This window comes from Paractinoplanes polyasparticus (assembly GCF_019710575.1).
In the GTDB taxonomy this organism is placed as follows: domain Bacteria; phylum Actinomycetota; class Actinomycetes; order Mycobacteriales; family Micromonosporaceae; genus Actinoplanes; species Actinoplanes polyasparticus.
The window spans coordinates 148029-161057 of the sequence record NZ_JAHWFK010000013.1; the positions used below are offsets into that span (position 1 = coordinate 148029).

Genomic DNA, 13029 nt, shown 5'->3' on the forward strand with positions numbered 1-13029 from the left:
CCGACGCTTGGTTGCAACTCGGGTGAACCGGGGTCCACCTCTCTCAAGAACTCCTGTGGCGGGCCGACAGGCAGATGTCAGTCATCGTTCTGCCTGGGAGGTTGTGCCGCGTGGCGTTTCAAGCCGAGACCCGTTCCGCCGGGCGGCATCGCCGGGAACTGGCCGGGCGGCACCGCGCTCCGCGCTCCCTCGCCCTCGCGAGCCCGCTGTTCCACTCCGTCGCGAGCCCGCTGCGCAGCGACAAGGGCCGCGCTGTGCTGCTGACCGCGGCACTGGGCAGCGCGCTCATCACCGGTGTGGCCGGCGGCACCGCCGCGGCCGCCGCCGAATCGGCCGACCCCGTCACCATCGTCGCGCCCGCCCCCGCTCCGACCTCCGCTTCCGAGCCGGATGCCGTCGCCGAGGCGCCGGTCGCTCCGTGGAAGCCCCCGGCGGCGGGCACGGCCGCCGGGGCGCCACGCAAGGTCAAGCCCCGCCCGATCGCCCCGGCCAAGGCCAAGGCGAAGACGCAGGCCGCCACCACAGGCTGGGTCAACCCGAACCCGTCGGGCCGGGTGACCTCCTGCTACGGCCAGCGCTGGGGACGCCTGCACGCGGGCGTCGACATCGCGGGGCCACACGGCTCACCCATCCTGGCCGCCGGCGGCGGTGTCGTCGTGCGGGCCGGTGACGCGCAGGGCTACGGCCTGGCCGTCCTCATCGACCACGGCAACGGCTACCTCACCCACTACGGGCACATGTCCGCCGTCGCCGTACACGAGGGCCAGCGGGTCGAGGCCGGCGAGCAGATCGGCGACGAGGGTTCCACCGGCCACTCCACCGGACCGCACCTGCACTTCGAGGTGCACCAGGGCCTCTACAAGAACCCGATCGAGCCGACCGCCTGGCTACGCGAGCGAGGAGTGCCCGTCCCCGGCTGCGACTGACCCGCACGACCCGAGGCGGCGTCTCAGATCTTCTCGATGGGGGCGTGGCGCAGGATCAGCCACATCACCTGGTCGCCGAAGTCGACCTGGGCCCGGGCGCCGGGGCCCTGGCCCTCGACGGTGATCACGCGGCCCAGGCCGTAGCGCTGGTGGTTGACGCGGTCGCCGGGCGAGACCTTGGGCGCCTGACGCAGCTCGCTCGCGGTCGACAGCTTGCTGCCGTCGATGCCGAGGCGGCTCGCCAGCTGCTGGGCCTTGGGCGTACCCCCGGAGAAACCGCCGCCGCGGGACCGGTCGCCGCCACCGCGACCCCCCACCCCGCCGCCCGTGCCGGACCACGAGGTGTAGGAGCCGGCCGTGCGCTCCCAGCGGATCAGCTCGGGCGGCAACTCGTCGGTGAAGCGGGAGGGCGGGTTGTACTGCGGCTGGCCCCATGCGGCCCGGGTGACGGCGCGGGAGAGGTAGAGCCGCTGGCGGGCGCGGGTGATGCCCACGTAGGCCAGGCGGCGTTCCTCTTCCAGCTCGTTGTTGTCGCCGAGGGCGCGGGTGTGCGGGAAGACGCCGTCCTCGAGACCGGTCAGGAAGACCACCGGGAACTCGAGGCCCTTGGCCGTGTGCAACGTCATCAGCGTGACCACGCCCTGGTGGTCGGGGTCGTCGTCGGGCAACTGGTCGGCGTCGGCGACCAGCGCCACCTGTTCGAGGAAGCCGGCCAGCGTGGCGACCGGGGTGTCGTCGTTCTCGTCGGCCTGGGCCTCGACGCGTTCGGTGTACTCGCGGGCGACGCTCACCAGTTCCTGCAGGTTCTCGACCCGGCCCTGGTCTTGCGGGTCGAGGCTTTCCTCCAGCTCGGAGAGCAGGCCGGAGCGCTGGAGGGCGACCTCCAGCACCTCTTCGGGCGGAGCCGTGGCCGACATCTCGCGCAGGTCGTCGAGCAGCTGGACGAAGTCGGTGATGCTGTTGGCGGCGCGGGTGGAGATGCCGGGCGCGTCCTTCGCACGGCGCAGGGCCTGGCCGAACGAGACGCGGTCGCGGCTCGACAACGCCTCGACGCAGGCCTCGGCCCGGTCGCCGATGCCGCGCTTGGGGGTGTTGAGCACGCGGCGGATGCTGACCGTGTCGTCGTCGTTGACCACGGAACGCAGGTAGGCCAGCGCGTCACGGACCTCTTTGCGCTCGTAGAACCGGACGCCGCCGACCACCTTGTAGGGCAGGCCGACGCGGATGAACACCTCTTCGAAGACGCGGGACTGCGCGTTGGTGCGGTAGAAGACGGCCACGTCGCCGGGGCGCACGTCCTCGCGGTCGCTCAGCCGGTCGATCTCGCGGGCCACCCAGTCGGCCTCGGCGTGCTCGGTGTCGGCCACATAGCCGACGATCTGCTCGCCGGCGCCCTGGTCGCTCCAGAGCCGCTTGGGCTTGCGCGAGGTGTTGCGGTCGATCACGGCGTTGGCCGCCGACAGGATCGTCTGGGTGGAGCGGTAGTTCTGCTCGAGCAGGATCGTGCGGGCGTCGGGGTAGTCGCGCTCGAACTCGAGGATGTTGCGGATGGTGGCGCCGCGGAACGCGTAGATCGACTGGTCGGCGTCGCCGACCACACAGAGCTCCGCGGGCTCGACCTCCCCACCCTTCTCCCCCACCAGCTCCTTCACCAGCGTGTACTGCGCGTGGTTGGTGTCCTGGTATTCGTCGACCATGACGTGCCGGAAGCGGCGACGATAGGTCTCGGCGACGTGGGGATGCGACTGGAACAGGTGGACCGTGGTCATGATGATGTCGTCGAAGTCGAGCGCGTGCGCCTCGCGGAGGCGGCGCTGATACAGCTCGTACGCCTCGGCGACAGCCCGCTCGTTGGGGCCCTTGGCCTTGTCCTTGAACTCTTCCGGCTCGACCAGTTCGTTCTTCAGGTTGGACACCTGGGCGGCCAGGCCGCGCGCGGAATAGCGCTTGGGGTCGAGGTCGAGCTCGCGGATCACCAGCGTCATCAGGCGGCGCGAGTCGTCGGCGTCGTAGATAGAGAAGGTGCTCTTGAGGCCGGCGTGCTCGTGCTCGGCGCGCAGGATGCGGACGCAGGCCGAGTGGAACGTCGACACCCACATCAGCCGCGCCCGCGGGCCGACGAGGTGGGCGACCCGCTCCTTCATCTCGCCCGCGGCCTTGTTGGTGAACGTGATCGCGATGATCTGGCCGGGGTGGACGTCGCGCTCGGCCAGCAGGTAGGCGATGCGATGCGTGAGCACCCGGGTCTTGCCCGAGCCGGCGCCGGCCACGATGAGCAGCGGCGAGCCGGCGTGGGTGACCGCGTCGCGCTGGGGGCCGTTGAGGCCGGTCAGCAGCGTCTCGGGGTCGTGTTTCCGCGGTGGCCGCGCCTCGGCGGGAGGGCGCGTGGCGGGCACGGCGAACAGGGTGCCGTCGGGGGTTTCGGAAGAAGGTCGCATCGCGGGGGCAAGTCTATGCCGACCCTCCGACAAGAATCGTCCGCCGCACAGACGCCCACTAGTTATCCACAGCCAGTAGCGCCCACCAGCGTCGATGCACCAGGCTGTCGGAGTTGACCGGACACACGATCGGGAGATCGAACATGATGGACCGTTCCCGTCGCCGGACCGTGCTGCGTCACCTCGCCGCACCGGCCCTGGCACTGGCTGTGGTCGCGGCGCTGCCGCTGGCCCCCGGCCCCGCCACGCCCGCGGCCGCCGCGCCGCCCGAGTTCCAGCCCGTCAGCGTGAGTTACGGCCTGCCCCAGGGCGCGACCGTCAAGGGCCAGTTCCTGAGCTACAACGACTTCCACGGCGCGATCGACCCGCCGTCCGGCAGTGGCGCGGTCGTCAACGCGTCCGGCACGTCCACTCCCGCCGGCGGCGTGGAATACCTGGCGACGTACCTCAAGAAGCTGCGGGCCGAGGCCAAGGCCGAGGGCCGGCCGACGGTGACCGTCGGCGCCGGTGACCTCATCGGGGCCACCCCGCTGGTCAGCGCCGCGTTCCACGACGAGCCCACGATCGAGCTGATGAACCAGATCGGCCTGCAGGTGAGCTCCGTCGGCAACCACGAGTTCGACGAGGGCGTCAACGAGCTGATCCGCATGCAGCGCGGCGGCTGCCACCCGACCGACGGCTGCCAGGACGGCGACGGCTTCGGCGGGGCGAAGTTCACCTACCTCGCCGCGAACACGATCAACAAGAAGACCGGCCTGCCCATTCTGCCGCCGATCGACATCAAGATCATTAACGGCGTACCGGTCGGCTTCGTCGGCATGACGCTCGAGGGCACAGCCGCCATCGTCAACCCGGCCGGCATCCAGAACGTGCGCTTCGCCGACGAGGTGGAGACGGCCAACAAGTGGGGCAGCGTGCTCAAGCTGCTCGGCGTCAAGGCGCAGGTGCTGCTCGTGCACGAGGGCGGCTCGCAGGCCACGGCGACGCCGACACCCGGCGTGAGCGACTGCAACGGCTTCACCGGCCCCATCGTGCCGATCGTGGCCGGGCTCAACCCCGAATTCGGGCTGGTCGTCTCCGGCCACACCCACCGGTTCTACTCGTGCACGCTGCCCAACAAGAAGGGCACCTCGGTCGTCACCAGCGCCGGCACCAACGGCCAGATCGTCACCGACACCGACTGGTCGATCGACCGCCGCACCGGCCGCTTCGCCGAGATCACGGCCAAGAACGTGATCGTCGAGAACGGTGTCCCGGACGGCAACGGCGGCTGGCAGCGCGACGCCAACGGCGTCTTCCTGAAGAACCCGGCCACGGCCGACGCCGCCGCCAAGAAGGTCGCCGACAAGTACCGAACGGCGGTCGCGCCGATCGCCAACCGCATCGTCGGCCGCATCACGGCCGACATCACCCGCACCGCGACGCCGGCCGGCGAGAGCCCGCTCGGCGACGTGATCGCGGACGCCCAGCTGGCCCGCACCACGGGCGAGGGCGCTCAGATCGCGCTGATGAACCCGGGCGGCATCCGGGCCGACTTCGACGCCGAGGCGTCGGCCGGCGGCGAGGCCAACGGCGAGATCACGTACGGCGAGGCGTTCACCGTCCAGCCGTTCAACAACCTGGTGGTCACCCAGACCTTCACCGGCGCGCAGCTCAAAGAGGTGCTCGAGCAGCAGTTCATCGGCTACAACGGCCAGACCTCCACCAAGATCCTGCAGGTGTCGGCCGGCCTCACCTACACGTGGAGCGCCTCGGCCGCTCTGGGCTCCAAGATCTCGAACCTGGCCCTGAACGGCACTCCGATCGACCCCGCCGCGTCCTACAAGATCACCACGAACGACTTCCTGGCCAACGGCGGCGACGGCTTCTCGTCCCTCACCGCCGGCACGGGCCGGGTAACCGCCCCCGGCTTCGACGTCGACGCCCTGGTCGCTTACCTGGGCGCCGGCGCCCCCGTCGCCCCCGGCCCCGCCAACCGCATTTTTACGGTCGCGTGAGCCGTAGCGGTGATCGTGTCCCACGGATCGGGCGGTTTTCTTGCGTAGCCGTTCGGGACGGGGGCATACTCGGCCTCGTGATCCAGCAGACGCGATTTTTCTATGGCACCGGATGTCCGGCTGCCGTAGCTAGCGTCTGAACGACAGACCTACATCGAGCCCCGGGCCTTCCCGCCCGGGGCTTGATGCTGCCCGGGCCGGGTCGACCGGGGCGCCAGCACCCGAGGAGCACGACATGAGCGCCGACGTGATGGACCAGAACACCGGAGCCGGCGAGCCGCTGGCCGCCGACGAGATCCGCGCGATGCGCGAGCGCATCGACGAGATCGACCAGCAGATCATCGACCTCTGGCAGGAGCGGGCCCGCCTCTCCCAGACGGTCGGCAAGACCCGCATGGCCAGCGGCGGCACCCGCCTGGTCCTCTCCCGCGAACGCGAGATCGTGGAACGCTTCCGCGAGGCCATGGGCCCCGACGGCGCCCAGGTAGCCCTGATGATCCTCCGCGCCGGCCGCGGACCCCTCTAGGCGAACAACGACTCGGGAAACGGAACCCCGAGGACCTCGAACTCCTGGCGCAGCAGGTCGCAGAAGGCCTGCCCGCCGGGGTCCACACGGGTGTAAGCGCCGATGTTTTCGTAGACGAAGCGGATCAGGTTGGGCTCGGCGTTACGACTGTGACAGATGGCCAATATCCGCGCGGGCCCATCCGCGTGCCTGATCAAGTAGCTACGGATGCTATTCCTCGGATGGGCGGCGTCACCCAACAACACCAGAACCTCATCGGTCTCGATGCGCCGCGCGTCGTCCTCGAGCAGTCGCATGATGACGTCGGTGCCTGCACTTATTCGCTGGAAGGCGTCGAGGGCAGCCCGGTAGGCCATCGTCAGACGCTCCACCTCTCCGGCGCGCGACGCCAGCAGCACCTCGAGTAGTACCTCCAGATTGATACCTCGGGTGGCAACGTCACTGATGGCGCCGAGCGGTGTGCCTATCTCTCGCCAGAAGGGCGCCGCACCATGCGCGAGCACGAGCGGCAAGCCACGGTCCCGTCGAAATGCCGCCTCTCGAAACCAGGCGCCTCCCCGGTACTCGGCCGGAACCACGACATCGCGAAAGAGCTCGTACGTGCCCCAAGGGGCGGCATCGGGCTGGCGTGCCGGCCACGGCATCGAGTGCCACAGGCTGACGTCGGAACCGTCTTCGAGTACAAGCGTCGAGCTGCGTGTGACCGGATCCACTCTCATCCGCATGACGGTCCATAGGCTGTCCCAACCGTCGGCGGAGAGGCGGCTTTCCCACAGCAGAGCCTGTGGACGCCACGGAAACTCCAACGAGTCGGCGTCGAGCCCGTCGGGGTTGAGGAGTACGAGCAGGGTGACGAGGTTGGCGGTGAAAGCAGCCTCTCGCTCGGATGCGGACCGGCGGACCGGGGCATAGTCGGCTAGCGACCAGGTCGCCGGCGGAAACGCCGCCGCTCGGAGCAGGTCGCGCAGCAGCGCGTCGCACTCCAACCGCAATTCCGGGATCAAGCGCACGAGCATCGCTCGGCAGAATTCAACGATTGGCGCGCGTCCGGTGAGCACCGCAAACGACAGCCACGCCGAAAGCGGACCTGAGTCGATCGGCTTCGGGTTGGGTCGTCGAGCTTGGAGCCGGCGCTCCTCAGCCAGATCGGTCAACGTGTTGATCACTAGGCGCGCCACAAGGAACTCGCCGAATGTGGCGTGCAAGAACTCAAAGCTGCGCTCAGGTTGATCGACGCCCTCGCGGGCCCGCGACTCGTGCAGGAAGAAGAACCGGCCGACCAGCAGTTGGGCCGCGCTCAGCGGGCGGTCCCGGTCCGGTCGGCCGACCCTGTCGTCGCGCAGCAGGACCCGCAGGCCGTCGTCCAGCTCACGCTCGGTGGCCACCTGCGCACCCCGGCCGAAAAGGGAGATAGCCACCAGCTCGAGCCGGTGGATCTCGCGGGCGATGGCCGGCTCGTCGATCGGTGCCGCCGGCTCACGCTTGGCTAGCTCGCGGCGGGCGAAGTCGGCGAACAGGCGCTCGTAAAGATCAGTCCGCTTCAGATCGCGGGCGTTGCGCAGACCGTTGTCCCAGGCGTCGTAGAGAGCGAGCATCAGCAACAGCAGCGGCTGTTCGGCCAACTCGCGAAATCGGATCGCTACCTCCGCCGCCAGCGGCTCCAACGACCGGACCGCGAGGCCGGCTTCATTGGTAGCTCGCCAGACCTCCAGCCAATTGGCGATCTGCTCGTCGTCGAAGGGACCCAACCTCAGCACCACGCTGCCCTCCGGCACGCGGGCTCGGTCGGCTACGACGATCCGCGTTGTAACCAGCACCGCGACCGGGCGGCCACGATCAGCCTCGCGGCGTTGGAAATCGCGGACCTGTTCGAGGTAGTCGGCACGGTTGGCCCCCGAAGCCTGGAGCAGTTCGTCGAAGCCGTCGAGCAGGACGACCGGCTGCGCGCCGGCCGCCGAGCGGACCAGCTCCGGCCATCCGGGGCGCTCACCGATGGTGTCGTACACCGCCGCCTCGATCTGATCCTGCACCGGGGCGTCCGCCGCGACCGAGCGCAGCTCCACCCGAACCGCGAGGAACTCCTCGGGCGGCAGAGAAGCCGCCAGCACCCGGGTCAGCATGGACTTGCCGCAGCCGGGCTGCCCGAGCACCACCAACGGGGCGGCGGTCGCATCGGGTCCGGTGAGATAACCCGCCACAAAAGACTGGATGTCCGTGACCTCGACGGTGTCGGGTTCTTCCCACCACGATTCGGCCGCGACAGGTGACGACTGTCCGCCGCGTCGGGCCCGGGCTCGCGGGTTCACGTAGAGGTCGGAGGTCGCTGGAAGACGGACGCCGTCCGGGAGGTCGCCGAACTCGACGATCGGGCGGGACAGTTCTCGCCGGTACTGATCGGCTAGGTCAGCGCGGCAAGCGTCGGCGACGCCGGTGAGGCCGGCCAGCATTGACCGGATGCCGGCCAGACCAGTGGCAAGATCGGCGCCTACCCGCTCGGTAGCAGCTCGACCTGCCGCCGCATCGGTCATCGCGGCCCAGATCGCAAACTCGGGTACTTCGGTTGCCAATGAGCGGTAACCGATCTTGTAGCGCTCCAACGCGGCGGCCACAGTGTCTTCCGCTGCTCGCAGTGGTGACACTGCGCCCGCGAGTCCAGCAAGGAATTGAAGTGACGCATGCGCCAGGGATCTGTAATACGAGCGTAAGTCGTCGTCGAGCCGATCAATCGGTACCGCTGCGGAGGGCATGGGAATGTCAGCCTCGACGAGAACTTTGACGATGCCTTCCCGGGCAGTTTCGACAGCCGATCCGGCGCCTATCGCGACTTGCTCGGCAAGCACGATCTCCGGACCGGAGTAGTCCATCGACTCGAAGAACGAGCTGACTACGAGCACGGCGTGGGCAGCTGTCAGCCGCTCCGTACGATCGAAGCGGCTCAGGCCGCTGAGCTTCTCCCGGAGGACCCGTGTCGTCGTCTGTCCCCATTGGATCATTTCGGTACGGACCGCGAGGAGGTCGACCGAACTGAGGGTGGCGGCAGCCGCGACGGCGGCGGGCGCGCCGGCGATCCGGCCGAGGGCCGCGATGAACGGGCTTTCGCCCGCGCCCAGCAGGTGCACGGCATCGGCGTACGTGAGGCCACGGCGGGATGACGGTCTCAGCATGCCTGGGAGTTTCTCAGCCGGGCACGATCTGGACATTCCTCCGGAGGGTCAGAAGCGGCGCATCACGTCTCGGATCTCGGCGAAGTGGCAGGCGCTGGGGTGGGGCGAACGCTGGCGGATCTCGAGCAGGGGCTCGTGGTCGGCGCAGGCCGGTTGAGCTTTCCAGCAGCGGGTTCGGAAGCGGCAGCCCGATGGCGGATCGGCGGGGGAAGGGACGTCGCCTTCGAGCATGATGTGGTCCCGGCGGCCTCGTAGGCGGGGGTCGGGGACGGGGACCGCGGAGAGCAGGGCCTGCGTGTACGGGTGGGTGGGCTGTTCGTAGATCGCGGCGTGGTTGCCGGTTTCGACGATCTTTCCCAGGTACATCACGGCGACCCGGTCGGAGATGTGGCGGACCACCGACAGGTCATGGGCGATGAAGATGTACGCCAGGCCCAATTCTTTCTGCAGGTGCTCGAGCAGGTTGATGATCTGGGCCTGGATGGAGACGTCCAATGCGGACACCGGCTCGTCGCAGACGATGATCTCGGGGCGGAGGGCCAGGGCTCGGGCAATGCCGATCCGTTGGCGTTGGCCGCCGGAGAACTGGTGCGGATACCGGTTGATGTGGTCGGGGTTGAGGCCTACCACCTCGAGCAACTCTTGCACCGCGCGAGCCTTGCCGTAGGGGGGCGCCGCGTCGGGGTGGATGGCGAACGGCTCGCCGATGATGTCGCCGACCGTCATGCGGGGGTTCAGCGAGGTGTAGGGGTCCTGCATGACCATCTGGATGTTGCGGCGCGCCCGGCGCAGGGCCGGGCCGCCGAGGCGCACCATGTCCTCACCGCGTACGCGGATCTCGCCGTGGGTCGGCTTCTCGAGCCCGACCAGCAGCTTGGCCAGGGTCGACTTGCCGCAGCCGGACTCCCCCACGATGCCCAGCGTCTCGCCTCGCCGCAGTTGCAGGTCGACGCCGTCGACCGCGCGGACGGCGCCCGCCTTCGTCCGGAAGACGATGCCCTTGTTGATCGGGAAGTGCTTGACCAGGCCCCGGGTCTCGAGCACGACGTCAGACACCGAGGACCTCCCGGACGAAGTGGCAGCTGGTGACGCGCTGCGGCGCGATCTGGTAGGACGGCGGTGGCTCGAGGCGGCAGATCTCCCGGGCGTACGCGCATCGAGGGTGGAAGGCGCAGCCGCTCGGGATGTCGGTGAGGGCCGGGGGCAGGCCCCGGATCACGTTGAGTGGCTGTCCCTTGTGGTCGAGCCGCGGGATCGATTCGAGCAGCGCCTTGGTGTAGGCGTGGGCCGGGTGCGCGTAGATGTCGTACACCGGCGCGTCCTCGACGACCTTGCCCGCGTACATGACCGCGATCCGGTCGGCGACGTCGGCGACCACACCCATGTCGTGGGTGATCAGTATCAGGCCCATGTTGCGCTGCCGCTGCAGGTCGGCCAGCAGGCTCATGATCTGGGCCTGGACCGTGACGTCGAGGGCCGTGGTGGGCTCGTCGGCGATCAGCACCTCGGGATCGAGGGCGAGTGCCATCGCGATCATGACGCGCTGCCGCATGCCGCCGGAGAACTGGTGCGGGTAGTCGTCGACTCGGCGTCGCGCGTCCGGGATGCGTACCTGGTCGAGCAGGTCGACCGCGCGGCGCTTGGCCTCCCGGCGGGAGGCGCCGCGGTGGACCCGGAACAACTCGGCGAGCTGGAACCCGACGGTGTAGACCGGGTTCAGCGCGCTGAGGGCGTCCTGGAAGATCATGGCGATGCGGTTGGCCCGCACCTTGCGACGCTCGTTCTCGGGCAGGCGCAGCAGATCGACGCCGCGATAGAGCACCCGCCCGGCGGTGACATGACCGGGTGGGGTGTCCAGAATGCCCATGATCGCCTGGGCGGTCACCGACTTGCCGCAGCCCGACTCGCCCAGCACGGCGAGCGTCTCGCCCGGGTTGAGCCACAGGTTGACGCCGTTCACCGCCCGGGCGACGCCGTCGCGGGTGCGGAACTCGACGTGCAGGTCGTCCACGTGCAGCAGCGGCGCCCGCGGGTCCATGCCGGGCAGCGCGTCCATCTGAGCCGTGATGTCGGTCATCGGCGCCTCACCGCAGTTTCGGGTCGAAGGCGTCGCGGATCGCGTCGCCGAGCATGATGAAGGCGAGCACGGTGGCCGCCAGGAAGACCGACGGCCACACCAGCGGGGCCGCCACGGTACGCGCGTACGGCCCGGCCTCGGCAATGGCAAGGCCCCAGCTGATCGAATCGCCCTTGAGCCCCACACCGAGGTACGACAGGGTGGCCTCGCCGGCGATGTTGATGCCGAGCAGCACGGTCAGCACGACGATGAACGGGCTGATCGCGTTGGGCAGGATGTGCCGCAGCATCAGCCGGGCCGGGCTCGCGCCGAGCATCCGGGCCGCGGCCACGTAGTCCTGGTTCTTCGCCGAGATCACGGCCGAGCGCATGACCCGGGCCGCGGTGGTCCAGCCGAGCACCCCGAGGGTGACGATCACGGCGAACACGCCGTCGCTCTCGGGGTCGGACGACAGCCGCCGGGCCAGCACAATCGCGCCGAGGATGAACGGGATGGCCAGCACGAGGTCGACGAAGCGGGACAGCAGCGCGTCCACCCAGCGCCCGAAGTAGCCGGCCAGGAGACCGACGACCAGGCCGATCAGCCCGGCGATCAGCGTGGCGGTGACCCCGACGAGGATGGAGTCGCGGGCGCCGTACACGGTCTTGGCGTAGACGTCGCAGCCCTGGAAGTCGTACCCGAAGGGGGCGCCGCCGCTCGCTCCGGCGTTCTTGCGGGCGAGCAGGCAGTCCCGCGGGTCGGCCGAGGTGAACAGCGACGGCCACACGGCCATCAGCAACACCACGACGACCAGCACCGCCGCGATCCAGAAGACCTTGCGGGTACGCAGGTCGAGCCAGGCGTCGCCGGCCAGGCTGCGCGGCGTTCTCGACGGCGCCTCGGCGGCCACGACGGCGTTGGGGTCACTCATAGCGGATCCGGGGGTCGAGGGCGGCGTAGAGCAGGTCGACGATCAGGTTGATCACCAGGAACACGATCACGAGCACACTGACGAAGCTGACCACCAGCGGGCCGTCCTCGGTGCGGATGCCGCGCAGCAGGTTGAAGCCGACGCCGGGAATGTTGAAGACGCCCTCGGTCACGACGGCGCCGGACATCAGCACGCCGATGTCGACACCGATCAGCGTGACCACCGGGATCAGCGAGTTCCGCAGCACGTGCACGCCGACCACCCGCTTGGGCGCGAGGCCCTTGGCCCGGGCCGTGCGCACGTAGTCGGAACGCAGGTTCTCGGCCACCGACGCGCGGGTCACCCGCAGTTCGGTCGCGACGACCAGGGTGCCCAGCACCAGGGCGGGCAGCAGCAGTTGGTAGAGGTTGGCGTCGCGGGTCGCGGTCGGCGGGAACCAGCCGAGCTGGATGCCGAAGACCAGCTGGGCCAGCGGCGCCAGCACCACGATCGGCATGGCCAGCACGAGCAGCGTCAGCACCAGGGTCACGGTGTCGAACGCGCCACCGCGCCGCAGGCCCGAGAGCACGCCGGCCCCGACCGCGACGGCGGCCGCGATGACGATGGCGAGCAGCGCCAGCCGCATGGTGACCGGCCATGCCTGGGCCAGCATGTCGCCGATCGGACGGCCGGTGAGCGACTGCCCCAGGTCACCGGTGAGCAGGCCCGACACGTAGTGCCAGTACTGGGTGAAGAAGCCGTCGTTCAGGTGGTACTGAGCGTTCAACGCGGAGCGCTGGGTGTCGGTCAGGGGACGGTCGCCGACCAGGGCCTGGAGCGGGTCGTCGATGTTGGCGAACATCAACGCGTAGACGACGAAGGTGGCCCCGAAGAAGGTCAAGACCATTTGAAGCAGTCGCCGCACGATGTAGCGGAACATGGAGAAGCCTTTTGGGCGCGGAGGGGACGGGCAGACAGCGGTGGCGCCACGGTGTCATTCCCCACCGTGGCG

Annotated in this window: 9 protein-coding genes; 3 read left to right on the forward strand and 6 right to left on the reverse strand. The window is 69.4% G+C overall.

Translation table 11 applies throughout. The annotated features are described in order from the left end of the window. The first annotated feature begins 110 nt into the window (after positions 1-110). The gene (locus KXC43_RS15585; RefSeq protein ID WP_308129096.1) at positions 111-926 is read left to right on the forward strand and encodes a M23 family metallopeptidase; all 816 of its coding nucleotides are present in this window, start codon (positions 111-113) and stop codon (positions 924-926) included. Between the two features lie 23 nt (positions 927-949). Here KXC43_RS15585 and pcrA read toward each other — a convergent pair whose 3' ends face one another. After that, on the reverse strand, positions 950-3364 hold the full coding sequence (pcrA, locus tag KXC43_RS15590) for a DNA helicase PcrA (RefSeq protein WP_221376776.1): 2415 nt from the start codon (positions 3362-3364) through the stop codon (positions 950-952). Between the two features lie 143 nt (positions 3365-3507). On the opposite strand from pcrA, the gene KXC43_RS15595 reads away from it, so the two are divergent. Beyond that, positions 3508-5361 carry a bifunctional metallophosphatase/5'-nucleotidase gene (locus tag KXC43_RS15595; RefSeq protein ID WP_255644129.1) on the forward strand — a complete coding sequence of 618 codons (1854 nt, stop codon included), beginning with the start codon at positions 3508-3510 and terminating at the stop codon, positions 5359-5361. A 235-nt stretch (positions 5362-5596) separates the two neighbouring features. Then, positions 5597-5887: a chorismate mutase gene (locus KXC43_RS15600; RefSeq protein WP_221376777.1), complete on the forward strand. Its 291-nt coding sequence runs from the start codon at positions 5597-5599 to the stop codon at positions 5885-5887. Here the strand turns inward: KXC43_RS15600 and KXC43_RS15605 are convergent. From KXC43_RS15605 to KXC43_RS15625, 5 genes are read right to left on the reverse strand one after another with little or no spacing between them, the layout of a single operon-like run. Continuing rightward, a complete protein-coding gene (locus KXC43_RS15605; protein ID WP_438870894.1) occupies positions 5884-9087 on the reverse strand; it encodes an NACHT domain-containing protein in 3204 nt (1067 codons plus the stop codon). The two genes, KXC43_RS15600 and KXC43_RS15605, sit on opposite strands and share 4 nt — an antisense overlap. A gap of 12 nt (positions 9088-9099) precedes the next feature. Next, the gene (locus KXC43_RS15610; RefSeq protein ID WP_221376779.1) at positions 9100-10107 is read right to left on the reverse strand and encodes an ABC transporter ATP-binding protein; all 1008 of its coding nucleotides are present in this window, start codon (positions 10105-10107) and stop codon (positions 9100-9102) included. Beyond that, positions 10100-11128, reverse strand: a complete 1029-nt coding sequence (locus KXC43_RS15615; protein WP_221376780.1) for an ABC transporter ATP-binding protein — start codon at positions 11126-11128, stop codon at positions 10100-10102. The genes KXC43_RS15610 and KXC43_RS15615 overlap by 8 nt, the downstream gene beginning before the upstream one ends. A 7-nt stretch (positions 11129-11135) precedes the next feature. Then, positions 11136-12038: an ABC transporter permease gene (locus tag KXC43_RS15620; RefSeq protein ID WP_221376781.1), complete on the reverse strand. Its 903-nt coding sequence runs from the start codon at positions 12036-12038 to the stop codon at positions 11136-11138. After that, positions 12031-12957, reverse strand: a complete 927-nt coding sequence (locus KXC43_RS15625; protein WP_221376782.1) for an ABC transporter permease — start codon at positions 12955-12957, stop codon at positions 12031-12033. The genes KXC43_RS15620 and KXC43_RS15625 overlap by 8 nt, the downstream gene beginning before the upstream one ends. Positions 12958-13029 lie beyond the last annotated feature (72 nt).

What these genes read in the sequence shown, in the direction of transcription:
- pcrA (WP_221376776.1), bottom strand. Translation starts at nt 3,364, where the DNA reads ATGCGACCTTCTTCCGAAACCCCCGACGGCACCCTGTTCGCCGTGCCC.
- KXC43_RS15595 (WP_255644129.1), top strand. Translation starts at nt 3,508, where the DNA reads ATGATGGACCGTTCCCGTCGCCGGACCGTGCTGCGTCACCTCGCCGCA.
- KXC43_RS15600 (WP_221376777.1), top strand. Translation starts at nt 5,597, where the DNA reads ATGAGCGCCGACGTGATGGACCAGAACACCGGAGCCGGCGAGCCGCTG.
- KXC43_RS15605 (WP_438870894.1), bottom strand. Translation starts at nt 9,087, where the DNA reads ATGTCCAGATCGTGCCCGGCTGAGAAACTCCCAGGCATGCTGAGACCG.
- KXC43_RS15615 (WP_221376780.1), bottom strand. Translation starts at nt 11,128, where the DNA reads ATGACCGACATCACGGCTCAGATGGACGCGCTGCCCGGCATGGACCCG.
- KXC43_RS15620 (WP_221376781.1), bottom strand. Translation starts at nt 12,038, where the DNA reads ATGAGTGACCCCAACGCCGTCGTGGCCGCCGAGGCGCCGTCGAGAACG.
- KXC43_RS15625 (WP_221376782.1), bottom strand. Translation starts at nt 12,957, where the DNA reads ATGTTCCGCTACATCGTGCGGCGACTGCTTCAAATGGTCTTGACCTTC.